At 41.3% G+C, this 24,959-nt stretch carries 26 protein-coding genes and 1 pseudogene; 18 read left to right on the top strand and 9 right to left on the bottom strand.

Going from position 1 to position 24,959, the window contains the following annotated elements; genetic code table 11:
* Positions 1 to 92 precede the first annotated feature (92 nt).
* Together J7I90_RS05140 and J7I90_RS05135 are read left to right on the top strand one after the other, a co-directional pair.
* Positions 93 to 1,787, top strand: a complete 1,695-nt coding sequence (locus J7I90_RS05140; RefSeq protein WP_214768775.1) for a M3 family oligoendopeptidase — start codon at positions 93 to 95, stop codon at positions 1,785 to 1,787.
* A gap of 424 nt (positions 1,788 to 2,211) precedes the next feature.
* Positions 2,212 to 3,252, top strand: a complete 1,041-nt coding sequence (locus tag J7I90_RS05135; protein ID WP_214768773.1) for a YkvI family membrane protein — start codon at positions 2,212 to 2,214, stop codon at positions 3,250 to 3,252.
* 50 nt (positions 3,253 to 3,302) lie between these two features.
* Here J7I90_RS05135 and J7I90_RS05130 read toward each other — a convergent pair whose 3' ends face one another.
* Together J7I90_RS05130 and J7I90_RS05125 are read right to left on the bottom strand one after the other, a co-directional pair.
* Positions 3,303 to 3,929 (bottom strand): hypothetical protein, encoded by a 627-nt coding sequence (locus J7I90_RS05130; RefSeq protein ID WP_214768771.1) that lies wholly within the window; start codon positions 3,927 to 3,929, stop codon positions 3,303 to 3,305.
* Positions 3,930 to 4,122: 193 nt separating this feature from the next.
* Positions 4,123 to 4,299, bottom strand: coding sequence for a YkvS family protein (locus J7I90_RS05125; RefSeq protein WP_064505160.1), 177 nt, complete (start codon positions 4,297 to 4,299; stop codon positions 4,123 to 4,125).
* Positions 4,300 to 4,751: 452 nt separating this feature from the next.
* Between J7I90_RS05125 and J7I90_RS05120 the strand changes: the two genes are divergently transcribed.
* Entirely contained in the window at positions 4,752 to 4,946 is a 195-nt protein-coding gene (locus tag J7I90_RS05120; RefSeq protein ID WP_095389998.1) for a hypothetical protein, read from the top strand.
* Positions 4,947 to 4,993: 47 nt separating this feature from the next.
* Here J7I90_RS05120 and J7I90_RS05115 read toward each other — a convergent pair whose 3' ends face one another.
* Together J7I90_RS05115 and J7I90_RS05110 are read right to left on the bottom strand one after the other, a co-directional pair.
* Positions 4,994 to 5,488: a sigma-70 family RNA polymerase sigma factor gene (locus J7I90_RS05115; RefSeq protein WP_214768769.1), complete on the bottom strand. Its 495-nt coding sequence runs from the start codon at positions 5,486 to 5,488 to the stop codon at positions 4,994 to 4,996.
* A 646-nt stretch (positions 5,489 to 6,134) separates the two neighbouring features.
* Entirely contained in the window at positions 6,135 to 6,953 is an 819-nt protein-coding gene (locus J7I90_RS05110; RefSeq protein WP_214768767.1) for a thermonuclease family protein, read from the bottom strand.
* A gap of 179 nt (positions 6,954 to 7,132) precedes the next feature.
* Between J7I90_RS05110 and J7I90_RS05105 the strand changes: the two genes are divergently transcribed.
* The 7 genes from J7I90_RS05105 to J7I90_RS05075 all read left to right on the top strand — a co-directional run bounded on the left by J7I90_RS05105 (position 7,133) and on the right by J7I90_RS05075 (position 13,164).
* Positions 7,133 to 7,762, top strand: a complete 630-nt coding sequence (locus tag J7I90_RS05105) for an ABC transporter ATP-binding protein (protein ID WP_214770074.1) — start codon at positions 7,133 to 7,135, stop codon at positions 7,760 to 7,762.
* Complete coding sequence (locus J7I90_RS05100) at positions 7,762 to 8,547, top strand: ABC transporter permease (protein WP_214768765.1); 786 nt, start codon at positions 7,762 to 7,764, stop codon at positions 8,545 to 8,547. Before J7I90_RS05105 ends, J7I90_RS05100 begins: the two co-directional genes overlap by 1 nt.
* A 202-nt stretch (positions 8,548 to 8,749) precedes the next feature.
* Complete coding sequence (locus J7I90_RS05095) at positions 8,750 to 9,016, top strand: phosphocarrier protein HPr (protein ID WP_034314127.1); 267 nt, start codon at positions 8,750 to 8,752, stop codon at positions 9,014 to 9,016.
* Positions 9,016 to 10,734 (top strand): phosphoenolpyruvate--protein phosphotransferase, encoded by a 1,719-nt coding sequence (ptsP, locus tag J7I90_RS05090; protein ID WP_214768763.1) that lies wholly within the window; start codon positions 9,016 to 9,018, stop codon positions 10,732 to 10,734. The genes J7I90_RS05095 and ptsP overlap by 1 nt, the downstream gene beginning before the upstream one ends.
* 304 nt (positions 10,735 to 11,038) lie before the next feature.
* A complete protein-coding gene (locus tag J7I90_RS05085; protein ID WP_214768761.1) occupies positions 11,039 to 11,824 on the top strand; it encodes an SDR family oxidoreductase in 786 nt (261 codons plus the stop codon).
* A gap of 6 nt (positions 11,825 to 11,830) precedes the next feature.
* Positions 11,831 to 12,733, top strand: a complete 903-nt coding sequence (locus tag J7I90_RS05080; RefSeq protein WP_285289407.1) for an NAD(P)-dependent oxidoreductase — start codon at positions 11,831 to 11,833, stop codon at positions 12,731 to 12,733.
* Between the two features lie 65 nt (positions 12,734 to 12,798).
* Entirely contained in the window at positions 12,799 to 13,164 is a 366-nt protein-coding gene (locus J7I90_RS05075; protein ID WP_034314117.1) for a hypothetical protein, read from the top strand.
* Between the two features lie 101 nt (positions 13,165 to 13,265).
* Here the strand turns inward: J7I90_RS05075 and J7I90_RS05070 are convergent, their stop codons facing one another.
* Positions 13,266 to 14,414 (bottom strand): aminotransferase A, encoded by a 1,149-nt coding sequence (locus J7I90_RS05070; RefSeq protein ID WP_214768757.1) that lies wholly within the window; start codon positions 14,412 to 14,414, stop codon positions 13,266 to 13,268.
* A 154-nt stretch (positions 14,415 to 14,568) separates the two neighbouring features.
* Here J7I90_RS05070 and corA point away from each other — a divergent pair, with 154 nt between their 5' ends.
* Positions 14,569 to 15,543: a magnesium/cobalt transporter CorA gene (gene corA / locus J7I90_RS05065; protein ID WP_214768755.1), complete on the top strand. Its 975-nt coding sequence runs from the start codon at positions 14,569 to 14,571 to the stop codon at positions 15,541 to 15,543.
* Between the two features lie 548 nt (positions 15,544 to 16,091).
* Positions 16,092 to 16,997 (top strand): chemotaxis protein, encoded by a 906-nt coding sequence (locus J7I90_RS05060; RefSeq protein WP_048678203.1) that lies wholly within the window; start codon positions 16,092 to 16,094, stop codon positions 16,995 to 16,997.
* 55 nt (positions 16,998 to 17,052) lie between these two features.
* On the opposite strand, the gene J7I90_RS05055 is transcribed toward J7I90_RS05060, so the two are convergent.
* Positions 17,053 to 17,559 carry a YkyB family protein gene (locus J7I90_RS05055; protein ID WP_095389989.1) on the bottom strand — a complete coding sequence of 169 codons (507 nt, stop codon included), beginning with the start codon at positions 17,557 to 17,559 and terminating at the stop codon, positions 17,053 to 17,055.
* A gap of 295 nt (positions 17,560 to 17,854) precedes the next feature.
* A complete protein-coding gene (locus J7I90_RS05050; RefSeq protein WP_396020056.1) occupies positions 17,855 to 18,163 on the bottom strand; it encodes a hypothetical protein in 309 nt (102 codons plus the stop codon).
* Positions 18,164 to 18,325: 162 nt separating this feature from the next.
* On the opposite strand from J7I90_RS05050, the gene J7I90_RS05045 reads away from it, so the two are divergent.
* Positions 18,326 to 18,706 carry a fluoride efflux transporter FluC gene (locus J7I90_RS05045; RefSeq protein ID WP_214768751.1) on the top strand — a complete coding sequence of 127 codons (381 nt, stop codon included), beginning with the start codon at positions 18,326 to 18,328 and terminating at the stop codon, positions 18,704 to 18,706.
* Positions 18,703 to 19,065: a fluoride efflux transporter CrcB gene (gene crcB / locus J7I90_RS28035; RefSeq protein WP_214768749.1), complete on the top strand. Its 363-nt coding sequence runs from the start codon at positions 18,703 to 18,705 to the stop codon at positions 19,063 to 19,065. Before J7I90_RS05045 ends, crcB begins: the two co-directional genes overlap by 4 nt.
* 171 nt (positions 19,066 to 19,236) lie before the next feature.
* On the opposite strand, the gene J7I90_RS05035 is transcribed toward crcB, so the two are convergent.
* Complete coding sequence (locus J7I90_RS05035) at positions 19,237 to 20,100, bottom strand: metallophosphoesterase (RefSeq protein WP_214770071.1); 864 nt, start codon at positions 20,098 to 20,100, stop codon at positions 19,237 to 19,239.
* A gap of 163 nt (positions 20,101 to 20,263) precedes the next feature.
* Between J7I90_RS05035 and J7I90_RS05030 the strand changes: the two genes are divergently transcribed.
* Positions 20,264 to 22,120: an SLC13 family permease gene (locus J7I90_RS05030; RefSeq protein ID WP_251025099.1), complete on the top strand. Its 1,857-nt coding sequence runs from the start codon at positions 20,264 to 20,266 to the stop codon at positions 22,118 to 22,120.
* Here the strand turns inward: J7I90_RS05030 and J7I90_RS05025 are convergent.
* A pseudogene (locus tag J7I90_RS05025) lies at positions 22,121 to 22,293 on the bottom strand (transposase); the annotation flags it as partial. It abuts the gene before it with no gap.
* A 466-nt stretch (positions 22,294 to 22,759) separates the two neighbouring features.
* Between J7I90_RS05025 and J7I90_RS05020 the strand changes: the two are divergent.
* The 3 genes from J7I90_RS05020 (at position 22,760) to J7I90_RS05010 (ending at position 24,916) form a co-directional block, all read left to right on the top strand.
* Positions 22,760 to 23,965, top strand: a complete 1,206-nt coding sequence (locus J7I90_RS05020; protein ID WP_214768745.1) for an EAL domain-containing protein — start codon at positions 22,760 to 22,762, stop codon at positions 23,963 to 23,965.
* Between the two features lie 74 nt (positions 23,966 to 24,039).
* On the top strand, positions 24,040 to 24,267 hold the full coding sequence (locus J7I90_RS05015; RefSeq protein WP_034314096.1) for a hypothetical protein: 228 nt from the start codon (positions 24,040 to 24,042) through the stop codon (positions 24,265 to 24,267).
* 169 nt (positions 24,268 to 24,436) lie between these two features.
* Positions 24,437 to 24,916, top strand: a complete 480-nt coding sequence (locus J7I90_RS05010) for a DUF3993 domain-containing protein (protein ID WP_214768743.1) — start codon at positions 24,437 to 24,439, stop codon at positions 24,914 to 24,916.
* Positions 24,917 to 24,959 lie beyond the last annotated feature (43 nt).

Here is a 24,959-nt window from a genome sequence, read left to right as displayed (position 1 = left end):
GATAATTGTCAATGTTTCTTGGAAACGAATTCGGTTGGATAATGTCACTATGGTTTATAAAAAATGTTTTATATTCGAAAAGGAGCCTACATATGAAATTTAATGAGTATCAATATAAACGTCCTGAAATGGATGAAATTAAAACCCGGTTCATGAAAGCTTTGGAAAAGTTTACGGAGGCTGCAAATGCCGATGCACAAATAAAAGCCATGGAAGAAATTAACGGAATTCGAAATTATGTAGGTACGATGTTTAATTTGGTCTATATCCGGCATTCCATAGATACCAATGATGTTTTTTATAAAGCGGAGAATGATTACTTAGATGACTTCTCCCCTGAAATGGAAGAATTGACCTCGAAATTTTACAATGAACTCGTTCGCTCGAAATTCCGTAAGGAGCTTGAGGAGAAATGGGGAACTCAACTATTTGACCTGGCAGAGGCCCAACTCAAAACCTTTTCGCCCGAAATCATACCACAGCTGCAAAAAGAAAATAAATTATCAAGTGAGTATTCACAATTAATTGCCTCTGCAAAAATTCACTTTGATGGAAAAGAATTAACACTTGCGCAGCTTCAGCCTTTTATGGAGTCCTCGGACCGTGAGTTAAGGAAAAATGCAAGTGAGGCATATTACGGTTTCTTTGAAGAAAAGCAGGAGGAATTGGATCGTATATTCGATGAACTTGTCAAGGTGAGGAATGGTATTTCAACAGCGCTGGGTTATGGGAATTTCGTGGAACTTGGGTATTATCGAATGACAAGGACTGATTATGACGCTGATATGGTTGCTGCATTCCGCAAGCAGGTGAAAGAGGAAGTGGTACCGCTTGTCACCCGGCTGAAGGAACGGCAGCGGGAACGTCTTGAATTGGAGAACCTGAACTATTATGATGAGAATTTTCATTTCAGAACGGGTAATGCCATTCCAAAAGGCGATGCTGAGTGGATCATCGAAAATGGGAAAAGGATGTACCAGGAACTATCGCCTGAAACGAATCAGTTTTTCAACTATATGATTGATAATGACCTGATGGACCTTGTGGCGAAAAAAGGAAAGGAAAGCGGTGGCTACTGTACTTTTATAGAAGACTATAAAGCTCCATTCATCTTTTCTAATTTCAATGGTACTTCCGGGGATATTGATGTTTTGACACATGAGGCAGGTCATGCATTCCAAGTTTATCGCAGCCGTGATCTTGACATACCTGAGTATTATTGGCCTACATATGAAGCATGTGAAATCCATTCGATGAGCATGGAATTTTTAACTTGGCCATGGATGGAGCTATTTTTCAAGGAAGATACGGAAAAATATAAGTTTTCCCATTTAAGCGGTGCCCTCATATTCCTCCCGTATGGGGTAGCGGTTGATGAGTTTCAGCATTTTGTCTATGAAAATCCTAATGCCTCCCCCGTTGAAAGAAAGCAGGCTTGGCGTAAAATCGAGATGGAATATTTGCCGCATCGCGATTATGAAGGAAATGAATTCTTGGAGAATGGCGGGTATTGGCAGCGGCAAAGCCACATTTATCAATCACCTTTTTATTATATCGACTATACATTGGCCCAGATTTGTGCTTTCCAATTCTGGAAAAGGTCGACTGAAAAAGATGAAACGGCTTGGGAGGATTATTTGAATCTGTGCCAACTTGGAGGCAGCAAGTCCTTCCTTGATCTCGTTGAATCCGCGAATCTGAAATCCCCGTTTGTTGACGGTACTGTACAGTCCGTTGTGAAGGTGATAGACGAATGGCTCTCCACTGTTGATGATAAGGCATTATGAAACCGTCTAACTCCGAACCATGATTATAAAAGAAGACTTGGTTATCCTTCATGAACACTTTTTTATAGAAAGATTGGATTGAAGAAATTTGCGACACTCCTGCCGAATCACTGACTAGCCGAGACCTCAAAGGCGCTTTCAATGATGCGGCATGAAAGACAGCCGGCGGAAAGGGAGCGAATTTCTGGAATCAACTGGTACGTTTATTAATTAGTATACAATCTGAACGCTTGGAGATTATTCCAAGCGTTTTTTTAAATCTTCATGCATTTGGAATGATGCTTCAAAGTGAAATGCATAGGGGGTTTCAGACTGCACTGTGAGAGAATGAAACCGAGGAAAAAAACAGCCGACGAAAGGAATATTGCCCGGCTTGTCTTAAATGTCCCTTCCTTACATATAAATGTAGGGAGGAGGGGAGAGTATGCTGTCAAGGTGGTCAGGGAGTTTTCAGATTGCAGCGGTTTATGTAGGCACAGTCGTCGGTGCAGGATTTGCAACTGGAAAAGAGATTGTCGAGTTTTTTACCCGTTATGGTTTTTATGGCTTTATCGGGATTTTAATAGCAGGTTATATTTTCATTTTCACCGGGACGAAAATCATGATCATTTCAGCAAGGATCAGAGCATCTTCGTATGAGGAGTTCAATCAATTTCTATTTGGGAAGAAAATAGCAGGAATCATCAACTTCTTTTTCCTTATCATGCTGTTAGGGGTGACGGCTGTCATGATTTCGGGTTCAGGAGCCGTTTTCGAAGAACAACTTGGCGTGCCTAAAAGTATAGGAAGTTGGTCTACGATCATCCTGGCATCCTTGGTCCTGATGATGGGCATGCGTGGTGTTTTCACTGTGAACTCATTTGTTGTGCCAATCATGATCTGCTTTAGCGTGATTCTTTTTTTCTCGACTTTAGGTAATGGGGATTTCTTTAAGACCCTTACAAAAGTTCCGGATGAAGTGATCACCGTGAAAATGATTTTGTCACCCTTTGCCTACACAGCCTTTAACCTCGCTTTGGCACAGGCTGTGCTGGTTCCGGTTGCTTATGAAGTTCGAGATGAGAAGGTCATTAAGCATGGAGCAATTCTTGGAGGGATATTCCTGACCATCATTTTATTGACGGGGCATTTTTCACTTATGACACTTTCCGACGTGAATCGTTATGAAATTCCTTCAGCAGTTATTATGAGAACGGCGGCCAGTCAGTTGTATTGGATGTTCATTTTGGTGATATACGGCGAGATATTCACTTCGGTCATCGGAAACATATATGGCTTACAGAGGCAAATCAGCAGTTATATTAAATTGCCAAGCATGCTGATCATAGCGGTGATTTTTTTAATAGCATTAATCATTAGTGAATTCGGATATGGAAGGTTACTAGGATATATTTATCCGGTTTTTGGATACATAAGCCTCCTTTTTTTAGTGCTGGTCTGGAAGAGCAAGGCAGGCAAGGAGTAATGGAGAACGGGGGGCCTGACCCTAGCCCTCCGTACCAGGGGGGGCTAGGGTCACCTTTTCATCAGCGTCTTAGCCATCTCTAGAAAAGCATCCCGGTAATCTTTATCTTTTTTCGTGAACATAGTTAAGCGGACGGGTGCTTTTTCATCCTTGAGCAAAATGGAAGTGATGACATCATCGCCACTTTCCACTTCAAATCCTGTGCCGCTCTCGATATCGAATGAAGGATCCCTAATCGTTTCTGAAATGCTTTTCAGCTGGGCTTGAACGTTTTCTTCCACCTCATCCCAACTGACATCGCCCTTCAACAATTCGATTCTCATATAAATGGAGGCATCTTCAATCAGGAACACAATATCTTTTCCAGGTTCTTCGGCACTTAACCTGAATTGTTGCAAAACATAGAGGCTGAACGGTTGATTATCGCTTTTTTTTAGGAATGCTGTTTTTTCTTTTGCTTCCCCATTCATTGTATACTGCAGGTTTTGCTCCATCAGTCTTATTTTGTTATCGCTTCGGTTATTACGATTGCCTCGTTGAGAAGTGTTGCCTCCGTTCTCCTCTTTTATTGAATCTTCCTGTGGCTCATCTGCATTTTCGCCTGTGGTCGTACCGCAGCCAGTCAGCAGAAAAGCGGCGAATGTGACACTGCCAATATAACGTGTCCAACAAGTCATGTGTTTCCCCCATCTTTCTGATAGAAATTTCAAACTGGATATACCTGAATCACATACAGGTGCTTTGCCCTTTAATGAATTAGACGGCATGAAATGGAAATGGTTACAAAAAGCGGGGGAATCGAATGGGACGATTGCTAAAAAGTGAAAAACGGAATGGTCATCTAGTAACCATCCCGTTTGATAAATTGAATTATCCTATGATTTTATAATTTTTATGGTTTACGACTGTTTTTTGTTCAAGCTCCAAATCACGATAATTTTCCATATACGTGACGTCCACGATTACTGAGTTCTCGTTCACTTTCTCGACGATTCCTTTTAAGCCTTCTCTAAATTCAATGATATTTCCAACTTCCGCTTTCTTCATGGTAATCATCCTTTCCCATTTTGTTTCCAATGATCAAAAAGTAACAATGGAGTAATTGGATTATTCGAACATCTTGCCGTTTAGATTTTGACGTGGGAAGTGCTAGTAAGAGAATTAGTTATCTCTTATGTCGGTACAGTAAGCTAAACTTTTAAAAGGAGGTACGATTCTTGTAATGGAGCGTTGTAAAGATGTGGCATAATTTGGTATTTCTTGCAAACGCAGTTATGCGTACCAGTATGTAATTATATGCACAAAAAATGCCAATCATTTTACATTATGATATTTTAATATACAGTTTGCACTATTTTAAAGCATTCGTAAAGAATAATGTAGTAAGTGGGCAACAAAAAATTCTGATTTATATTAAGTGGCAAGCTTATGTTAAAATGAAAACGGAATTTCTCCTGTCTGAAAATGATGGAACATTCGATAATTAAGGAGGATAATATATGAATGCAGAGGAAGCAAAAGAAGTACTCGATAAATTGGCAAATCGGGAAATGGAAGAGTTCCGGATAACAAAAGAAGAGTTTTTAGCTTTTCGTGAGGTTCTTGTTAAAAGGGATGACTTTAAACATTTTCGGGGAAATGCTCAACATAACGGTGTGATAATTTATACGTATTTAGAAGAAGCGAGAAGTTGATGGATGTATAATTGGGGGTGGCTCATGATTGAGCCACCCCCAATTATTTATAATGGAAAAATCAATTGTTTCCTTAATTTATTTAAGGCGGACTTTCTCCATGATTTGACGGCTGCAGTAGTAACTTGATATATCTCAGCGATTTCAGTCACGGTTTTATTTTCAAGGTATGTCTGTAAAAGCCAGCGTTGCTGATTCAGTGTCAATCCTTCCGTGTAGGTTAATATATTATCGATGGCAAAGGCTTCTTCATGCATTGAAAAAGGATCTTTAATCATTTCTAATAGGAAAGAATCAAAGGGGGCGGTACGGATTTCATATTTATGATGATGCTTTAATTCGTTCAGAATTTTGCCTTTGATTACCGTATAGGCATAGTTGGAGAAGTGTCCGTATTCCTCATTGAAATTCCCTAATGACTCCCATAAAGCGATCAAGCCTACTTGAAAATATTCTTCCTTATTTTTATAGATGGAAAGTGAGCGGATAATATGATGGATCATCGGGGTGAAGTCTTCCGTTAGCGTCGAGAAATCTTTCATTAAGCAAGTCACCTTTAGAAAGTGCACTTTCCTGTATTCCCGGGTGCTTATACCATAAATAAATCGATCGGATAAAGCCAAATGGCATAACCGAAAAATGGCGGTATTAATAAGTGGGTTTTAAAGGAGCTAAAGAGAACCTTATTGATGAGAAAAGGATAATTGAGGAAATGATGAGTGTGTGGGACCAAATGAAAAAACACATCCTAAGATTGGATGTGCCGAAACATGATGTTCCGTTTGTCGACAAGGGGAGTTTGGAATGGCCTCATTTAAAACAAGGATATATTTTATAGTTCAACTTTGATTTCCACTTCATCATCTGGGAGCCTCCTCGGCGCGCCTGCGGGGGTCTCCTTAGACGAGCTTTTCCCGCAGGGGTCTCGTACCTTCCGTTCCAATCAACTTTGTGTTATTTAAAAAAACAGCTGGCTCGTCTTATCCCAAATCCTATTTAAGACTAGTTTGTATTTCATGTTTTTTTCTGTAATCCTTAATGGATGGAATTTGCTACACTCCAGCCGAATAACTGGCTGGCCGAGACCCCGCAGACGCTTACGTCGAGTAGGCTTGGCAGACAGTAGGCGGAAGGGGAGCGGATTTTTGAAATCAACTCGATCTTTTTTTAATAAAACCAATGTATTTGTTAACTTTGCGATTTTCTGAATCCAGCATCCTGTGCATCTTTTTCCGTACAAAACATTTCTTCTGGTTTAGTTATTTCGTAATATTGGCCCGAAGGAATGTGATAAATTTTATTGCCTTTGGAATTAATATTCCCTTTAATTTGCGGGTTATTGCAAGACCCAGTGGGCTTTTCCACGGATGCTTCTTTTGACTTCGAATCATCGAACCCTTTTGAAGTTGCATAGTTTTCAATTGACCAAATACCGATTTCGTCTTGTTGGGCTTGTTTTTGAATATTTTCCAATTCATCAAGGTATTTCGTGTTCGGTGCATAAACATAGGCTACCCTTGCCAGGCCTTTTTCCAGCAGGAGTTTATTCACCATTTTACCATCAACATAAAAATAGGCCAGCAGCCGGCCGTATTTATCTCTTTCACCTATGCCGGTTTCTACTTCCACTTTAGAGCCCGTAGGCATGAGTCCCTTTGCGAACTTGCTTGCTTCAGGTCCAAAAGGCTGAACGGGCTTGGATGGGTGCACGGTTTCTGGAGTATCTATCAACAGGAGCCTGACCGTTTCTTCATTTCCATTAGTCATTTTGATTTTTACTGTATCTCCGTCAATAACTTTGATGATTTCGGCTGTGAATGTCTTGCCTTTTTCTTCATTTAAAGAATCCGCACTGGAACGGGTGTCTTCGTTGGAAAGTGAATTTTCCTGTTGGGATTGATTGATCACGTTATCTGAAGCTGCCTGGCAGCCAGACAACGTGATCAGGCAAAGTGCAGTAAGGAGAAAAACATTCAGGTAAGAATGTAAAAAGGAATTTCCGTTCATGATAAGTCCCTCCATTTATTAAGGTGTTTTCCACGTCCGTCATGGATATATTCGGCAGGAATAATACTAACCTATAAAAATGCGAAAGAAAATGAAAATCTTTACATGCATCGCTACCCCGGATCAGGATTGTTTCTTATAATGATATGGTGGAGTAAGGGAGGCAGGCGGTTCAAATGATATTTAGGCTGGAAAATATTAAATATAAAGGGATTTTGAATATTGATGATTTGTTAATACCGGCGTGTATGGTTACTTGTTTGACTGGGGAAAGCGGTGCAGGAAAAACCTCACTGCTACGATTATTGAACAGGATGGATGACCCGGATAGCGGTTCGATTTATTATCATGATCAGTTGCTGGATGAATTCAACCCGATAGAGCTCCGGCGTAAAGTCACAATGCTTTCTCAGGCACCATTCATTTTACCGGGTACGATAGAAGAAAATCTTCAGATTGGCCTGGAACTGACAGAACGGGAGAAAAAGGATAAAGAAGAATTGGTTAAAGCACTAGGAACCGTCCAGTTGCAGAAGTCCTTAGACGAGAGTGTGGAGAATCTTTCTGGCGGGGAGAAACAGAGACTGGCACTGGCGAGGTTACTTTTATTGAAACCCGAGGTGTATTTACTGGATGAGCCGACTTCAGCTCTTGATGAGGAAGCCGAGCTGACGGTAATGGGCCGTTTTTTAGAAGAAGTAAAGCGGGAAAAAGGAACGGTCATCATGATAACCCATTCAAAACAGCTGGCGGACATGTGTGCTGAACAGAGGATCATTCTGAAAAAGGCGAGGGAGAGTGACTATTAATGGAGTCGAATGGGATAATAGATATTGAGTTCTGGCGTCTTTGTGCGGCCTACGTGTTTGTAGTGATTCTGCTCATAATCGTGAAATGGCGCGGGATTGCACGGGAAAAGCAAATCATGCTCGCCACGGTGCGGATGACTGTCCAACTCATTCTCGCAGGATATGTTTTGACATATATCTTTGAAAATCCGCATCCATTACTTTCTTTAGGATTTTTATGTGCGATGGCCCTGTTTTCCATCCATAATATTTTTAAGCAAGTGTCCCATACTCTTAACAAGAAAATTAAAAGGATGGTTATCTTAAGTATGTTGTCAGGTCCCATGGCTGCATTGTTTTATTTTAATGTGGTCGTGATCCATTTCACGCCATGGTACGAGCCGAGGTACTTCATTCCAATTGCAGGGATGATCGTGGGGAATGCCATGACCGGAGTGACATTGGCGCTTAAAAACCTCCATGATGGGATTAGCGGTAATCGTGAAAAGGTAGAAGCGATGTTGATGCTTGGAGCGACTCCAGCGAGGGCTGTGAAGAATTATGTGGATGCTGCATTCGACTCGGCTGTGCTCCCGACTTTGAACAATATGCTCGGGATGGGGATTATCTTCCTTCCAGGAATGATGACAGGGCAAATCATGTCGGGGATAAGCCCGCTAATTGCTATTGAGTACCAGATTGCGATTCTGATTGGTATTCTCGGAAGTGTTTCATTAACGGTGGTCCTTTTCATTATGCTGAGTTTCAGGGCTTTTTTCAACAAAAATGCCCAACTGTCCATTTAATCATTGAAGAATCTGAAAAGTAATAGTTGCAGTTCCATCTATATTTTTGTACTATTTTGTAGGTACCAATAGTTTTGGTTTGTTTGTTGGGAATGATAATGCTATCCTGATAAGGAAAAGGGCATTTCTTTTTTCATTTGGATAGAGAAAACCCCTTACATAACCTATTTTAGTTAATTTATCTTAAAGGAGATTGATTTATATGGTAGAAAAAACATTTACAGTAACTGCAGAAACAGGAATTCATGCTCGTCCGGCAACATTGCTAGTACAAGCTGCAGGAAAATTTGATTCAGAAATAAACCTTGCATATAAAGAGAAAAAAGTGAACCTTAAGTCCATTATGGGTGTAATGTCCCTAGGTATCGGCAAAGGGGCGGAAATTACGATTTCTGCTGAAGGAAGCGATGAAAACGATGCACTGAACACACTTGCTGAAACGTTGAACAGAGAAGGATTAGCAGAATAATGTCCACTTTGATTAGTGGAATAGCAGCTTCAAACGGAATAGCCATCGCTAAAGCCTATCGACTGACTGAGCCAGATTTATCGATTGTAAAAAGAAGCATAGAAGATGTCGGGGCTGAAATATCCCGTTTTAAGGAAGCTATTCAAAAGTCAACAAATGAATTGGAAATAATCAGGGATAAAGCCGAAAAGGATCTAGGGGCCGATAAAGCCGCAATCTTTGACGCACACCTGCTTGTTTTGGCTGATCCGGAACTTATCACCCCAATTCAGGATAAAATTCAATCAGAAAACGTCAACGCAGAGTTTTCTTTAAATGAAACCGCAAGCATGTTCATTACGATGTTTGAACAAATGGATAATGAATACATGAAGGAACGAGCAGCGGATATCCGTGACGTCACGAAACGGGTGCTGTCACATCTTTTAGGTGTTCATATTCCTAATCCGAGCATGATTGCTGAAGAAGTGATCATCATTGCGGAGGATTTGACTCCATCCGATACAGCACAGTTGAATCCGGCATATGTTAAAGGATTTACGACCGATATCGGTGGACGTACATCCCATTCAGCCATAATGGCCCGTTCATTGGAAATTCCAGCAGTCGTTGGAGCGAAGTCAGTGACCTCTTCCATTGAAAATGGTGACCTGGTCATAATTGACGGGTTAAAGGGTGAAGTCCACATCAATCCCACTCCTGAACTCGTGAAACGCTACGAAGAGGAACAGGAAGCCTATGCTAGGCAAAAAGCTGAGTGGGCGAAACTTGTTCATGAAAAAACCGTTACGAAGGATGGCCATCATGTGGAATTGGCAGCCAATATTGGCACGCCGAAAGATCTGGAGGGCGTACATCAAAATGGCGGTGAAGGCATCGGGTTATATCGTACGGAATTTCTTTATATGGGCAGAAATGACTTTCCAAGTGAAGAAGAACAGTTCGAGGCATACAAAGCGGTGCTGGAAGGAATGTCAGGGAAGCCTGTAGTCGTCAGGACGCTTGATATAGGCGGAGACAAGGAGTTGCCTTATTTAGAGCTTCCTAAGGAAATGAACCCTTTCCTTGGCTACCGTGCGATTCGCCTTTGCTTAAATGAGCAGGAGATTTTCCGGACTCAGCTCCGTGCCCTGCTTCGTGCAAGCATTTACGGGGACTTGAAGATCATGTTCCCGATGATTGCCACACTGGCGGAATTCCGCGAAGCTAAAGCCGTCTTGGCTGAAGTCAGGCAGGAATTGCTTGATAATGGTATTCAAGTTGCTGAAAAGATTGAAGTCGGAATCATGGTTGAAATCCCTTCAACTGCAGTGATGGCGGATATATTTGCTAAGGAAGTCGATTTCTTCAGCATAGGCACTAATGACTTGATTCAGTATACGATGGCCGCTGACCGAATGAATGAGAGAGTATCTTATTTATATCAACCATACAATCCAGCGATTTTACGCTTGGTTAAAATGGTCATAGATGCAGCTCATAAAGAGGGGAAATGGGCCGGAATGTGCGGGGAAATGGCTGGAGATGAAGTGGCCATCCCGATTTTAATCGGATTGGGCCTTGATGAATTCTCAATGAGTGCCACTTCGATTTTAAAAGCACGTTCTTTAATTAGCCAACTTTCGCTTGAAGAGATGAAAAAACTATCACAGGAAGTTCTAGGGCTGGACACGAATGATAATGTGAAAGAAGCGGTTGTTAACGCTTTGAAGAAGTAATTAAATCAGGAAAACAGCACCGCATCAATTAGAACCTTCGGATGGGGTGCTGTCCTGTAATGGTTTAATTTAAAGAAAAAATGTTTATTGCACCAAAATAGGGGTAAATAAAAACCAAGCACAGTTGTTTAGCTCTTTTAGGGCAGCTGACATTCTCATTTCCCCCTTTGAAGCCGGTTGGTTATCCAACCGGCTATTTTTTTGCAAATAAAAAAGCATGAGAATGATTATTCAGATTTTTCACTTTACGGTTATAACGATATAATGGAATTATATTTTTAAGAAGATGGAGGTTAAATATGATATGGAATTACATCTGGAAAAGAAAAATGCCTTGATTTTAGCTTCAAGTCAAGGTTTGGGAAAGGCTATGGCAGCCGAATTGGTTAAAGAAGGAGCAAATGTCATGCTAGCCAGCCGTGATGGAGAAAAGCTAGCCGCCGTACAAAGGGAATTATCGCAGCTTGGGACGGGTAAAGTTTCTTATATGATAACGGATATAACAAAAGCTGAAGATATTAAAAGCCTGGTTGCGCAAACCGCTGAAGAATTCGGCGGTATCGATATTCTTATAAATAACGCCGGAGGTCCTCCAGGAGGTTCTTTTTCAGATTTCAATGATGAAGAATGGCAACAATCTTTTGAACTTAATTTACTAAGCTTCATAAGGACGATCCGCGAGAGCTTGCCACACTTAAAAAAACAAGGCGGGAAAATCGTTAATATTGCTTCTTCATCCATTAAGGAGCCGATTTCGGGACTGATATTATCGAATACATTCCGGACGGCAATCGTTGGTATGTCGAAGACGTTAGCTTCAGAATTAGCACCAGACAGGATTTTGATCAATACAGTCGGTCCAGGAAGAATCGCAACGGATCGCGTTCAGCACCTTGATAAGATGAATGCAGAGAAACAAGGCGTCACTCCTGAGGAGATGACTGAACAATCCATTAACAAAATCCCTCTTGGGCGTTATGGGGAACCCGAGGAATTTGCAAAGTTCGTTACTTTCCTTGTTTCAGGTGCTAATACATATATAACGGGGCAGTCCTATTTAGTTGACGGAGGAATGATAAAGTCCATTTAAGTTTTTTTGAAACAAAATGATTGGGAGGAATCTGCATTGATGCAATCGAACAAAGTGATCGGCTTCATTGGTTTAGGAGTTATGGGAAAAAGCATGGCCGCACATCTACTTAAGGCGGGGTTTGAGGTATTTGTTTATACAAGGACTAAAGATAAGGCAAGTGAACTGCTCTCACAGGGAGCGAAGTGGGCAGCTGCTCCAAAGGAAATTGCGCAAAAAGCTAATGTGATCATTTCCATGGTGGGATACCCCAGTGATGTGGAAGAAATCTATCTTGGGGAAAATGGCCTTATCGAGAACGCGAAACAAGGAACCTATTTAATCGATATGACTACCTCGACTCCAACTTTGGCAGTAAAGATAGCAGAGGAAGCGAAGAAAAGGGGCATGGAATCATTGGATGCACCGGTTTCCGGAGGGGATATCGGTGCTCGTGATGCAAAGCTAACGATCATGGTCGGCGGGTCTAGTGAGGCATTTGAAGCGGTCCGGCCCATTTTTGATATCCTTGGCAGCAATGTTGTCCATCAAGGCCCCGCTGGCTCAGGACAGCATACGAAAATGTGCAATCAGATCGCCATCGCATCCAACATGATCGGAGTGACTGAAGCGATTTCCTATGCCAAAAAGGCGGGGTTGGATCCGGACCGGGTATTAAGAAGCATATCATCGGGATCTGCCGGGAGCTGGTCATTGTCCAATCTCGTACCGCGGATGGTTGAAGGGGATTTTGAACCTGGTTTTTATATTAAGCATTTTATCAAGGATATGAAGATTGCACTTGATGAAGCGGAAAGAATGGGGATGGACGCTCCTGGATTAAGCCTGAGCAAATCCCTGTATGAGGGGCTGGCAGAAGCTGGCGAAGAAAATAGCGGTACACAGGCATTATATAAACATTACAATTAAGTGCTAGCATTTCTTTAACATGAATAAGCTGATAGCGACAGCCTTTACAAAAAGGAGTGAAAGCTATGGGCGAATTCGATGATATCAATATGAAATTCCAGGAATTAGAAGATGGTCGATATATTGTAAGGATTGAAGGTTTTAAACGAGAAAAAACCATTCATCAAACAAAGCCCATTCGTTGGGATTTGAAATTAATGAATGAAAGTCCGCTAATCTTGCCGGTGAAATTCAGTCATATCGAAACGAATGCCGGTTTTCAGATATTGATGCGCGAATTGAAGAGCTTAGGTTTTTCAAAGCCGCGCTCCGCAAAGGAATTTGAAGAAGTGATGGCTGATTTACTTGGGTCCATCGTTGAAGTGAGCCTTACCACGACAAATAAGGAAGAAGGATATCGGGAAATTCGATTTTTACGAAGATTGTATTAGTTGGTGGCAAGGTGAAAAACCTTAGGTAGCCTGACATCCTTGAAAATTGGAAAGTGGCCTTCAATTGTCCATTCAATTGAAGGCCACTATTTTTTTTGCGACTACTTTTTAGCTAAAAATGCTTCAATACGGTCCAAGGCCTTTTCCAGGGTCTCCATGGAATAGGCATAAGATATCCTGAAGTACCCTTCGCCAAGGGGAGAGAATGCATCTCCAGGGACCACTGCCACTTTTTCCTGTTGAACAAGCTTGAGGCAAAAATCAAGGGAAGAGGCATAGCCTTCAGGCAGCTTTATAAAGAAGTAAAAGGCACCATTCGGTTTGACTATTTCCAGTTTCATCGCTTGTAAGCGACCGTACACGTATTCCCGTCTCCGTGCATACTCAGTCTTCATGGGTATTGCATCATTTCTGCCTGCCGTCAATGCTGCCAAGGCAGCTCTCTGCGATATGGAGGCGGCACATGTCACATTGTATTGGTGAACCTTCAGGAGATGCTGAGAGATGGCTGCAGGCGCAAATAGAAGGCCGATCCTCCACCCGGTCATGGAATGGGACTTGGACAATCCGTTCAGGACGATGGTTTGTTCTTTTAAGAAAGTGGCAATCGAAACATGCTCCTGATCGAATACCAGCTCACTGTATATCTCATCAGCCAATATGAAGATGTCCTTGCCCTTAACAAGTTCTGCGATGTCCAATAATTCTTCGGCAGTTAATGTAACTCCGGTCGGATTCGATGGATAGGGCAGAACGATGCACCGAGTGTGTTGAGTTATGTACTTTTCAAGTATATCTGCCGTCAAACGAAATCCATTTTTTGTTGTATCGGCATAAACAGGTGTTGCGCCGCACATCTTAATGATGGGTTCGTATCCCGGATATACCGGACCCGGTAATATTACTTCGTTCCCTGGGATGAGGATCGTCCGAAAGGCAATGTCTATGCCTTCGCTGGCACCAGAGGTCACGATCACTTCATTCGCCGGATCATAGTTAAGCTTGTATTTATCTTTTACATAATTTGAAGCGGCTTCCCTTAATTCCAGATAGCCCGCATTGTGAGTATAAACGGTATGGTCATTATCGATGGCTTGTTTTGCCGCTTCTTTGATATGCATCGGAGTTGGAAAGTCAGGCTGCCCTATCGTTAAGGAAATGGTGCCTTCGATATCAGCGACCATATTGTAGAATTTACGGATTCCTGATATTTGAACGTCTTTTACTAGAGGGTTTATTAAATGTTCCATCTATGAATATCCTCCCTTTTCTAACTACATGAATGATGTCCTGTTTGACTCATTCATTCTATTTTATCATTTAGTGTGTAGGGGGAGAAATCTTTTTGAGATTCATGAATTAAAGGTATAATGTATGATAAGAAAATTTTGAGGGTTGATACATATGATAAGGACTTGCGCAATTACTTCAAATCATGAAGTCAGTTTTGGTTTACCGCTAACGGAAATGGATAATCCGGATATCGAGTGGTACTGGGTGGATTTTTCCAATCCAACAAACCAGGAAATCGAACTTTTAACCAATCATTTTCACTTTCATCCGCTGGCAATTGAAGATTGCCTGGATGATTTTAATCAACGTCCCAAAATGGATTTTTATGAAGGCTACCAATTTCTAGTGATTCATGCTTTAAGGGAGAAGGTATTTAAAGCAGTGGAATTGGATATGTTTGTTGGTGAAAAATGGATAGTCAGTTTTCATAAGGAAGATTTACTTGAACTGGAAAAGGTATGGGAAGAAATTGCCGGTAATAAAATGTTGAAGCAAAGTCCATTTTTCTTATTGCATAGGATAATTGACAGGATCGTCGACGAATTCTTCCCGCCTGTTTATAAAATTGAAAGCGAATTGGGCAGCATAGAGGAAAATACTGAAAATGACGCGATTAACGAATTGATGGATCAGCTTTTTGATTTACGTACAGATATGTCCAGGCTCCGTCGGACCATATTGCCGATGCGTGACTTATTGTACAGGATGATTTCATCGGAGCGTCTGAATTACTTGAAAGATCAGCATCTTTATTTTAATGACGTGTACGATCATCTTCTTAAATTGACTGAAATGCTTGAATCGTATCGAGATTTTTCGTCCGATATCCGTGATAGCTATTTGTCTGTGAACTCTAATAATATGAATTCGACGATGATGACATTGACTGTCATCACTACCATTTTCATGCCGCTGACCTTCATAGTGGGCGTATATGGGATGAACTTTGAATATATGCCCGAATTAAATTGGCATTATGGATATTTTCTCATTCTTGGAACGATGGGCGGTATTGGCTTGATGATGTTTTTATTCTTTGTAAAAAAAGGTTGGCTCAATCCAAAGAAAAGGTCGGGAAAGAGATAAGAATTAGTTGGGAAATTGTTGAGTATGCAGTATTTTGTTTGCACGGAGGGGTTTGAAGGGATAGGCTTACGAACGAAATGGTGGCGGAATGACAGTGGTGAAAAATAGCTTGGAATAAGGGGGACTCAGAGGGGTCCCTTTTTGGTTTGGGCTTTAATAAAGGCTCTTTTCGTAAAGATTGTTGTTTTTAAAACGAAACGATTTAAGGTTGATTGGAGCGGAAGTGCGAGACTCCTGCGGGAGCAGCGGGACAGGAGAGACCCCACTGGCGTTTACGCCGGAGGAGGCTCACCGCCCGCCCCGCGGAAAGCGAGCATCTGGAGGGGAAATCAACCACAACTCACTACCTGGTAAATAGCAACAAAGTATGTGAAAACAGCCTTAATAAATGATCACTTCTGGATTTTTTTTATCCATGCTCTAAACAAAAGAAATATTTAACCGAATTATTAGGTATGAAGTTCATTGATGAAACCATGATATTTTTCCAAGCGGTTTAATGATTTATGGAATTTTGAAATGAAAAAGCAGAAGGGCGAGATGAAACAGTGGAAGCAAATAAAGGAATATTACTGGAAAGTGGAACGAATGAGCTTGAGATAGTGGAATTCGGTCTCGGAAAGAATAAATTCGGCATTAACGTAATTAAGGTGAAGGAAATCATCAATCCTGTCCCCATCACGCTTGTCCCTCATTCCCATCCAAATGTGGAGGGGATCATCGAGCTTCGCGGAGAAGTCCTGCCAGTTGTGAATGTCGCGGATGCTTTAGGGTTTCCTCCATCTGAAACTCCTGAGCAGGATAAATTCATAGTGGCTGAATTCAATCAGCAAAAAGTGGTTTTCCATGTCCATACGGTAACACAGATCCACCGTATTTCCTGGTCCCAAATCGAAAAGCCTTCGGATATGTATCAGGGCCTTGAAAGTCAGATTATCGGAGTAATAAAATTAAATAGTGAAATGTTACTGTTACTCGATTTTGAAAAAATAGTGGTCGAAATCAATCCAGAATCAGGAATAAACATCCAGCAGGTAAAAAAGCTTGGTATCAGGCAAAATTCTGACAAGAGAATCCTGATTGCTGAAGATTCACCATTACTGAGAAAGCTGCTGTTCGATACATTGTCAGAAGCAGGATTCAAGTACTTGGAGTTTTATGAGAATGGACTTGATGCATTTAATTATCTTGAAAATTTGATTGAATCAGGAAAAGTGGTTGAAGATGAAGTGCAACTGGTGATTACCGATATTGAGATGCCTCAGATGGATGGACATCATTTGACTAGAAGAATAAAGGAAAACGGGGAACTCGCTGGGCTGCCGGTGATTATTTTCTCTTCTTTGATTACTGACAGCCTGCGTCATAAAGGTCAGGTCGTAGGGGCTGACGCGCAAATCAGCAAGCCTGAAATTGCAGAGCTTATAAAGTTGATAGACAGATTGGTATTATGAATGTGGAAATGGGCCGATGAGGCGTTACCTCACGGCCCGTTTAGTTTATCAATGATCAATACTTGGAACCTTTTCCTAAAAAGGAGGATGGGAATGGATTGTGAAAAGGTTGCTTGACCGACCTGCGCCCGTGAGCCCTTTTCTCGGTATTGGTTGTGTTCGGTTGTTTTTCACCTGCTTGTCCAACGTAAGATTGCAGGATCTGTTTGGCCTTTGATAATGACAACGCGGCTTTAGGGTTCCGTATGGAGGCTGCCCGGCTGCCGAGATGGGGTAGTTTTTTCAAATCTTCCTTAGTGGGAGGTAAATGAAAAACATATGATCCGCATTCGACAATGACGTCGGATTGTTGTGCTGCAAAGCGAGGGTTATCAGAGAAATGAAGTCCAATCTTCTTCGCTTTTCCTTCTTGCATAAGCTTGCTTAATGCGAGCCTTTTTAAATTATATAAATTCTTTGGCTCCAATGCAGTCTTTGCATGTTTATTGACAATAAACACGGCTTGGGCAAGGGAGTTTATCGAAAACTCATCCCTTTCAGAATGTCCTTTCGTTTGGTTCATTAGTGGAAACTCCTTTTCTTAATAAGGTTAGAAGGACGTTACATACAGACTTCCTTCAGGAAAAACCCGTTTTATATGCTTATTGGTTGAAATAGAGACGTGTGTGCAACTAGGCAGAAAATAGTGAAAAGATTAAGCATGTACATCTCTAGGGTATGACCATCATTTCCCAACACTTTACCATCTATTCATTTTCATATTATACCACTTCAAAATATATAGGGAAGTAAAATTCAATCGGACTCCCTTTTGGTCCAAGAAAAAGAAGGCGTTTATGTCGCCTTCTGTCCAACTCTTATTGTGTGTAGATATTGATATTTTCAGATACCCCAGCCTGTGCGCCGAATTGTTGTTGCTGGTAACCCTGAAAGCCTTGATAGGGAGGGTACGCTGGATAAGCAGGGTAAGGAGGGTAGGCGGGGTATGGAGGAGGATATGGAGGATAGACAGGTGGACGGTTATTGAATAGCAACGGTCCAATTGCCAATCCTGCCACAAAAGCTACAGGAGCCAATAGCGGAAAGAAAGGAAAGAAGCGCTCGTCATTCCAATATTCAGGTCCATATTCATTCCCATATGCATTTCTGTAATCGTTTTGCAGCATTATGGTTTGTGGATAATGATAGTAAGGTAAATACTGTGTTTGCATAATTAGCCTCCTTTTCTCAAATTCTTTACATAGTATGGATTTTTTAAAGAAAAGAGCCTGTTTCATCATAATCTGTTATAATGAAGCTACTTATGATAAAAATTTGGGGTGACCTTGATGGATCGCTTTAAAAGCATTTTTGCAGTCGGTTTTGGAGGAGCGGCTGGAGCGATATTGCGTTATTACGTAATCTTGACTGCCGGGCATTCCTTCTTCCCGCTTGGAACCCTCTTAATAAATATAGTAGGCAGCTTTTTACTTGGAATGATAAATGGGTATTTCGCCTCAAAAAAGAAATCGTTGGTTTTTATGGCGCTAGGCAGCGGGTTTTGCGGCGGTTTCACCACGATGTCCACATTTTCTCAGGAAGTGGTGAATCTCCTGCAGACTTCTCTGCCATTGGCGGCAATGTATCTTGGAGCCACGCTTTTATTTGGTTTGGCCGCTGGTTTCCTTGGACTGGGCCTGTTTAAAAAACGGAGAGGTGAGGCTCTTTGATTGAGGTTCTTTCAGTTTTTATAGGAGGCTTTTGTGGGGCAGCCTCTAGATTTGTCTTGCAGATTATTTTTAATAGGCTATTGCCAGCCGTCTCGATACCCGTTAGCATTTTACTGATTAATCTTATAGGATCCTTTGGGCTGGGAATGGTGTTGCCACAGAAAGAAAGCTGGGCTTTATCTTTGCAGGTTTTTCTGACGATAGGTTTCCTGGGCGCTTTTACGACCTTTTCAACATTCAGTATGGAAACACTTGAACTTATTAGAAAACACCGTTATATAGATTGCCTTATCTATATAACGGTGTCTGTTTTAGGTTGTATCGGCACTTTCCTATGTGGGTATTTAAGTACGGTATAACCTTTATGGCAATTACCATGGGTGCTGGTAAAAAAAACCTGGTTTTCTCAGATATACATCTAATGCTATAATTCATAAGAGTCGATTACAAATGATTCATGGCAACTAGTTGTTTTATCCGCACAGGTTTTGTTAATAAGTCTGGCGGTTTTCACCTGTGTTCTTTTTCTATCATTTTTCAGCTTGGAATTCGTAAACAGTTAACTCCGGACGTGAAAGAAAACGATAGGGGAGACGGGTAGTGCCAAGGCCTCTATTAACATGTAACGTTAATGAATCGATTTCATACGTGCCTTCCCGGTACTTTTCAGCGTATGGGGGAGTTACCAGGGCACCGGCGAAGGGAATTTGCACTTGACCTCCATGACTGTGACCGCTTATTTGATACTGGATGTCGTAAGTCCTTGATATGTCGGCAAGGTCAGGTGCATGTGAAAGCATGATGGTGAACACTTCTTTCGGGATGCCGAAAAGGGCTTTTTCAAAATCCGGCTTTCCTAGCATGGCATCATCAACACCGGCAATGATTATTTCTTCAGCCGTTAATAAGGTTATCGTAGCTGAAGTATTTTGCAACATGGTGAAATGGGATTTTTCCATGATATCGCTGTAAATTTCTGAGCCATATCCCCCATGATCATGGTTACCGTAGATGCTGAATTTGCCAAGCGGTGCTTTGAGCTGATTCAAAACGAGAGGGATTTTCTGGTGAGCCTTGTATTTATTAGGCTGGTCCATTAAATCTCCAGTAAATAAAATGACATCAGGGTCCAGTTCGTTTATCTTATTGACAATTGCTTGTAAATCTTTAAGCTGAAATTGAAAGCCTAAATGCGTATCGCTGAATTGGACCATTTTCATGCCATGAAAACCTTTTGGGATAAGCGGATGGCTGACGATTTTATGCTTGGTTTCCAACCATTTCGGCTCCAAATTATGGGCATAATAGTTTCCGCCAATACCTAAACCAGTTAAGGTAGCCAAAGTACCAAGACTTTTCTTTAGGAATGTTCTTCTGGAAATGGGTTTATTCAAATTAATCAACCTATCTAATATAAAAATGTTACTTCCTCATACTAACAAACAATATACATAAATTGAAGAAAATATCTTCTATAAGCTTATGAAAAACATGTAAACTGGGGTTTGATGAAACCGTATCCGGTTTGAAATTGAACATCTATACGGAGGTAACATGATGACCGAACCAATGTTTATTACACTGATTATACTTCTATGCGCGATTGCGCTTTTTATACAAGGAAAATTTCGAGCAGATTTAATTGCACTTAGTGCACTATCCATTCTGGGGTTACTGGGGATTCTTACATTGGATGAACTAGTGGCAGGATTTGCGAATCAAGTGGTCATCATGCTGGCTGGGTTATTTATAGTCGGTGCAGGCCTGTTAAATACAGGGATCGTTGAAAAAGCAGGTAATAAGTTGTTGGGTTTATGTGGGGGCAGTGAATGGAAATCGCTGCTTATCGTCATGCTGACAGCAGGAATATTAAGTGCTTTTTTAAGCGGAACTGGAATTGTTTCCATACTGCTACCGCTCGTCATGAGCATGGCCTTACAACAAAAAACAAGTCCTACAAGGTATTTATTGCCCCTTGCCTATGCAAGCAGTATTGGAGGGCTATTAACACTTACGGGTACTCCCTCCAATATGATCGTCGCTGATGTACTACGGCAAAATGGAATAGGGAATTTATCATTTTTTGACTTTACGCCTGTGGGCTTAGTCGCCTTTGCAGCAGGGGTATTCTTCATGTTGACACTCGGACGCCTGTTGCTTCCCGAGAAGACCATTGCAGCGAACAATAGTGTAAAGGGACTGTCGGCAGGGGAGCTTGCCGGCATGTACAAAGTATATGACCGATTGCATTATCTGCATATACCCGCTACTTCCGATATTGTTGGGGAAAGGCTGTCGGACCTCCAGCTTCCTATTCAGTATGAATTGACTTTAATTGAAATCCAGCGGAAGCCAAAGGATAAGCAACTGCCGCTGCTGCAAAGGCAGCAGACGATTTCAGCCAGGGCGGATGAGGTTCTTCACCCTGAAGATATCATTTTGGTGTTTGGAGAAGAAGAAGCAGTTGAGAGGTTGGCACTTAACTATGAACTGGAATTTAAACATTTCAATACCGAACAAATAAAGAAACATTTTCTTAGCAGTAGATTTGGATTGACGGAAATATTGATCGTCCCGAACTCGGATTATGAAAATCAAACTTTGATAGATGTCCATTTTCGTGAGAAATACCAATGTAATGTACTGGCAATCAATCGGAATGGTGAATATATTCAAGCGGATGTCGGAACGGAACGCCTGAAACCGGGGGATGCAATCCTGATACATGGAGAATGGGAGAACATTGAAAGGATTTCCTCGGATTTGCAGGATGTCATCGTTATTGGGAGTACATCGGAAGATGGCTCTCCGGTGAATTCCAGGGGCAAAGCGTGGATTGCCTTGGGAATCACTGCTTTGATGGTCATTCTTTTATCGATGGAATCCGTCCCTGCTGTACTGTCGGTATTGACGGCCGCATTATTGATGGTGGTTACTGGCTGTGTCCGTTCGATGGAGGATGCTTACCAAAAGATTAACTGGGAACCTGTGCTATTGATAGCCGCCATGTTCGGAATAACGGCTGCATTGGATAATACGGGTGGAGTGAGAATGATAAGTGATTGGCTCGCCGTTTTATTCAGTAATATCGGAGCACACGGCACTTTAGCGGTCTTTTACCTCCTGACACTGATCCTGAGCCAATTCATCCCGTATGGAGCCGCGACGGTTATCATGACGCCCATCGCCCTGACATCTGCGGTTAATCAAGGAATCGATCCACTTCCTGTGTTTCTATGCCTTGCCGTTGCTGGCAGTTTGGCGTTATCCACTCCAAGGGTTGCCACTACCAACGCGCTTGTCATGACGGCAGGTGATTACAAGCATAAAGATTTTATCATGCTCGGGATATCCATACAGATTTTCATTGGCGTTATCATGGTGATCACGATACCATGGTTCTTCCCTTTTTGATCAGACTGAAGGCATTGTTCCATTTATGGACAATGCCTTCAGTTTCTTTAAATTAATCGCAGCGAAAGTAAGCATCGCAGCAATCGACAATTTTTTAAGTCCCCTTAAGGTATTCAATGCATACCATGCTTTTCTTTTGCACCTGCGGATACAAGCTCAATCGTTTCTTTACGTTAGCATATATAGGTTTTATATCTTGATGATGACAAAGATATGCATCCTGTCATATCTAGTTTTATTAATTCTATTTAAAACCATGAAGACTTTAGGCAAAGGGCTCTATCTAAGAGTTAAACAAAGTTGATTGGAGCGGGTGTTCGAGACTCCTGCGGGAAAAGCGAGGCCAGGGGAGACCCCGCAGGCGCAAAGACGCCGAGGAGGCTCCCGGACCGCCCGCGGAAAGCGAGTGCCTGGAGAGGAAATCAGCGTTCATTTACAAACCATAAAAAATGGTAGGCATTGTTCCGGACAATGCCTTTTCAATGTATTTCTTTTCAAAACGATAGGATGAATGGGGAATTTTAGTGTATTGAAAAAAGAGTTATGCAGTAGGAATTAAAATTATTTATTATCAATGCAAGAAACTAATGGTATAATTTTGGCATATTGGTGTTTTCGTAATTAGGGGGAAGATGCATCATGGATACAGAAAAGATATTAAAGAATTTAGACAGGGTGACACCATTCTTTCAACCGATTTTCAGTGCAGATCAACATCAGGTAATCGGGTATGAAATTCTAGGGCGCTATGAGGAACAATCTGAATATAAAAGCCTTGGCCCATTTTTTCACGATTCTGCAGTGCCGGAAGAGTATAGGGTGGAAGTGGATAATTACGTACTTGAAATTGCCTTGGAGAGAATAAAGGACTATGGTGAAGATTTTCTTATCTTTATCAACAGAGATCCTAATTTGCTTATGCTGGATCATGGCGAAGAATTCATGGAGATTTTACATCGTCATTTTCAACCGGAGGAAATGCACCGGGTCGTGTTGGAATTATCAGACACGATCAGTCCGGAAAACTTAGATCCTCTGCAGCATGTGCTTGCTTACTTTAAAACATATGGGATTAAGATAGCTTTAGATCATTTAGGACAAGATACACAACTGGACCGAATCGCACAGATTTCTCCGAATATTTTAAAAGTTAACCTGGACCAGCTTCGCATCTCAGGTGGAGATGCCTATCAGGTCATCCTGTTTTCTTTAAGCATGCTCGCACGTAAAATCGGCGCCAACTTACTATTTGAGAACATTGAATCCGAATACCAGCTTCGCTTTGCATGGAAGAATGGGGGACGGTATTATCAAGGGTATTTCTTGGCGAAACCGGAGGGCGAATTCATTAATAAAGATTTACTTCGTGAAAAATTCCATCAAGAATGCCAGTCCTTCATTTCTTTAGAGACCAAGAAGCTTGAAGCCGTTTATCAAAAGACTTTGCAATTCAACGAGAATATGCAAAACTTCTTAAAACATCATAAGCGGGCCGGCTCCCATGAAGAGTTTCTCGGAGTTTTGGCGGAAAAATTGGATTCCATATGTTTTCGTCTATATATATGTGATGAAGAGGGGTATCAAAAATCCCCCAATATCCTCCATAAGGACGGTCAATGGATAGTCCAACCGAGTTATATGAATAAAAATTGGAGCTGGAGACCTTATTTCCTCGAAAATATTGTAAAGATGCGTAACGAGAAAAAAGGAAGGCTATCCGATTTATACAGTGATATTGAAACGGGGGAAACCATTCGGACCTTTTCCTATCCACTGAATAATAAAGAATATATTTTCTGTGATCTTTCTTATAGTTATTTATATGAAAATGAAGCACTATTATAAAAAACGATTCATGAATATAATCGCTTTAAATGTGTAACGATAAGCAGAAATGATGCGCTTGGAGGAGACATATTTTGAGCACGTACATCTGGATTCTAATCATAATCGTTACAGTCATGGCGTTATATCTGCTCTTTTATACTTATTCTGTAGCAAGGGCACAGAAAGTGAAAGCCAGTTATGATTCGACTATCGATGATTCAGTTAAGGAACATCCTTATTTAAAGAACCCGATATTCGTTTCTCTATTTATTGGGACGATTTTGGTTGCCGGTTTTATTTTTTACTATGCTTTTCGATAGTTGTAAGAAGAAGATTTCAATATCATGAAATCTTCTTTTTTATTGTGAAAAATGGGCGATGGGTTCAAGGTTTGATTTTGTAGTTTGGCTTTGATCTGGACGGGTATTGAAAGACATAGGCAAAAATCCGAATCATTAGGAGAAATTCTATAACGAGGAGATGATTGTAATGAGTAAGTATTTAGTTGCATGTCTTGCCAGCGTCCTTTTATTTTTAAGTGGGGAGGTCACTGCTTCGGCGGAGGGCTTACATAGAGAGGAAGTACTATCTTTAATACATGATGCCATGGAGAATCAGGTTTCGATCAGTGAGGAAGTACGTTCTAAGGAAGCGATTGAAGGGAAGTTGGAAAAACATTTCACTGGTGATTTCATCGAGAAGTTCGTCCAAGCGAATGTAGTGAAAGTGGATGGCGGTTATACCGCATTTGGTTCAGATTTTGCTCCGTATTATATCCCTTTCTTCAGTTACGATAAGAATACGGAAATTGTATATGGGAAAAATGGTGATGTCATTTATGTTCAGGAAGAATTCCAGGACAATGGGGACGGACCTGTATCGATGGAAAAACATGTTGAAGCAGTTACTTTGAAAAAGGAAAATGGAGCTTGGAAGGTAACGGATGTAAAGTATGAAAACAGAAAATAGAATTGGGGATTTTTAAAGGAAGCTGAAATGAAAAAGCCTAGAG

Origin of the sequence: Bacillus sp. ISL-57, assembly GCF_018613135.1 — a bacterium.
GTDB classification, from domain to species: Bacteria; Bacillota; Bacilli; order Bacillales; family DSM-1321; genus Peribacillus; species Peribacillus frigoritolerans.
The sequence above is the reverse complement of the archived record's forward strand: the minus strand, read 5'-3'. Positions and strand labels throughout refer to the sequence as shown.

Excerpts from the sequence above, each read along its gene's own strand:
- J7I90_RS05140 (WP_214768775.1), top strand. The coding sequence starts at position 93 with ATGAAATTTAATGAGTATCAATATAAACGTCCTGAAATGGATGAAATT.
- J7I90_RS05135 (WP_214768773.1), top strand. The coding sequence starts at position 2,212 with ATGCTGTCAAGGTGGTCAGGGAGTTTTCAGATTGCAGCGGTTTATGTA.
- J7I90_RS05130 (WP_214768771.1), bottom strand. The coding sequence starts at position 3,929 with ATGACTTGTTGGACACGTTATATTGGCAGTGTCACATTCGCCGCTTTT.
- J7I90_RS05125 (WP_064505160.1), bottom strand. The coding sequence starts at position 4,299 with ATGAAGAAAGCGGAAGTTGGAAATATCATTGAATTTAGAGAAGGCTTA.
- J7I90_RS05120 (WP_095389998.1), top strand. The coding sequence starts at position 4,752 with ATGAATGCAGAGGAAGCAAAAGAAGTACTCGATAAATTGGCAAATCGG.
- J7I90_RS05115 (WP_214768769.1), bottom strand. The coding sequence starts at position 5,488 with ATGAAAGATTTCTCGACGCTAACGGAAGACTTCACCCCGATGATCCAT.
- J7I90_RS05110 (WP_214768767.1), bottom strand. The coding sequence starts at position 6,953 with ATGAACGGAAATTCCTTTTTACATTCTTACCTGAATGTTTTTCTCCTT.
- J7I90_RS05100 (WP_214768765.1), top strand. The coding sequence starts at position 7,762 with ATGGAGTCGAATGGGATAATAGATATTGAGTTCTGGCGTCTTTGTGCG.
- J7I90_RS05095 (WP_034314127.1), top strand. The coding sequence starts at position 8,750 with ATGGTAGAAAAAACATTTACAGTAACTGCAGAAACAGGAATTCATGCT.
- ptsP (WP_214768763.1), top strand. The coding sequence starts at position 9,016 with ATGTCCACTTTGATTAGTGGAATAGCAGCTTCAAACGGAATAGCCATC.
- J7I90_RS05085 (WP_214768761.1), top strand. The coding sequence starts at position 11,039 with ATGGAATTACATCTGGAAAAGAAAAATGCCTTGATTTTAGCTTCAAGT.
- J7I90_RS05075 (WP_034314117.1), top strand. The coding sequence starts at position 12,799 with ATGGGCGAATTCGATGATATCAATATGAAATTCCAGGAATTAGAAGAT.
- J7I90_RS05070 (WP_214768757.1), bottom strand. The coding sequence starts at position 14,414 with ATGGAACATTTAATAAACCCTCTAGTAAAAGACGTTCAAATATCAGGA.
- corA (WP_214768755.1), top strand. The coding sequence starts at position 14,569 with ATGATAAGGACTTGCGCAATTACTTCAAATCATGAAGTCAGTTTTGGT.
- J7I90_RS05055 (WP_095389989.1), bottom strand. The coding sequence starts at position 17,559 with ATGAACCAAACGAAAGGACATTCTGAAAGGGATGAGTTTTCGATAAAC.
- J7I90_RS05050 (WP_396020056.1), bottom strand. The coding sequence starts at position 18,163 with ATGCTGCAAAACGATTACAGAAATGCATATGGGAATGAATATGGACCT.
- J7I90_RS05045 (WP_214768751.1), top strand. The coding sequence starts at position 18,326 with ATGGATCGCTTTAAAAGCATTTTTGCAGTCGGTTTTGGAGGAGCGGCT.
- J7I90_RS05030 (WP_251025099.1), top strand. The coding sequence starts at position 20,264 with ATGACCGAACCAATGTTTATTACACTGATTATACTTCTATGCGCGATT.
- J7I90_RS05020 (WP_214768745.1), top strand. The coding sequence starts at position 22,760 with ATGGATACAGAAAAGATATTAAAGAATTTAGACAGGGTGACACCATTC.
- J7I90_RS05010 (WP_214768743.1), top strand. The coding sequence starts at position 24,437 with ATGAGTAAGTATTTAGTTGCATGTCTTGCCAGCGTCCTTTTATTTTTA.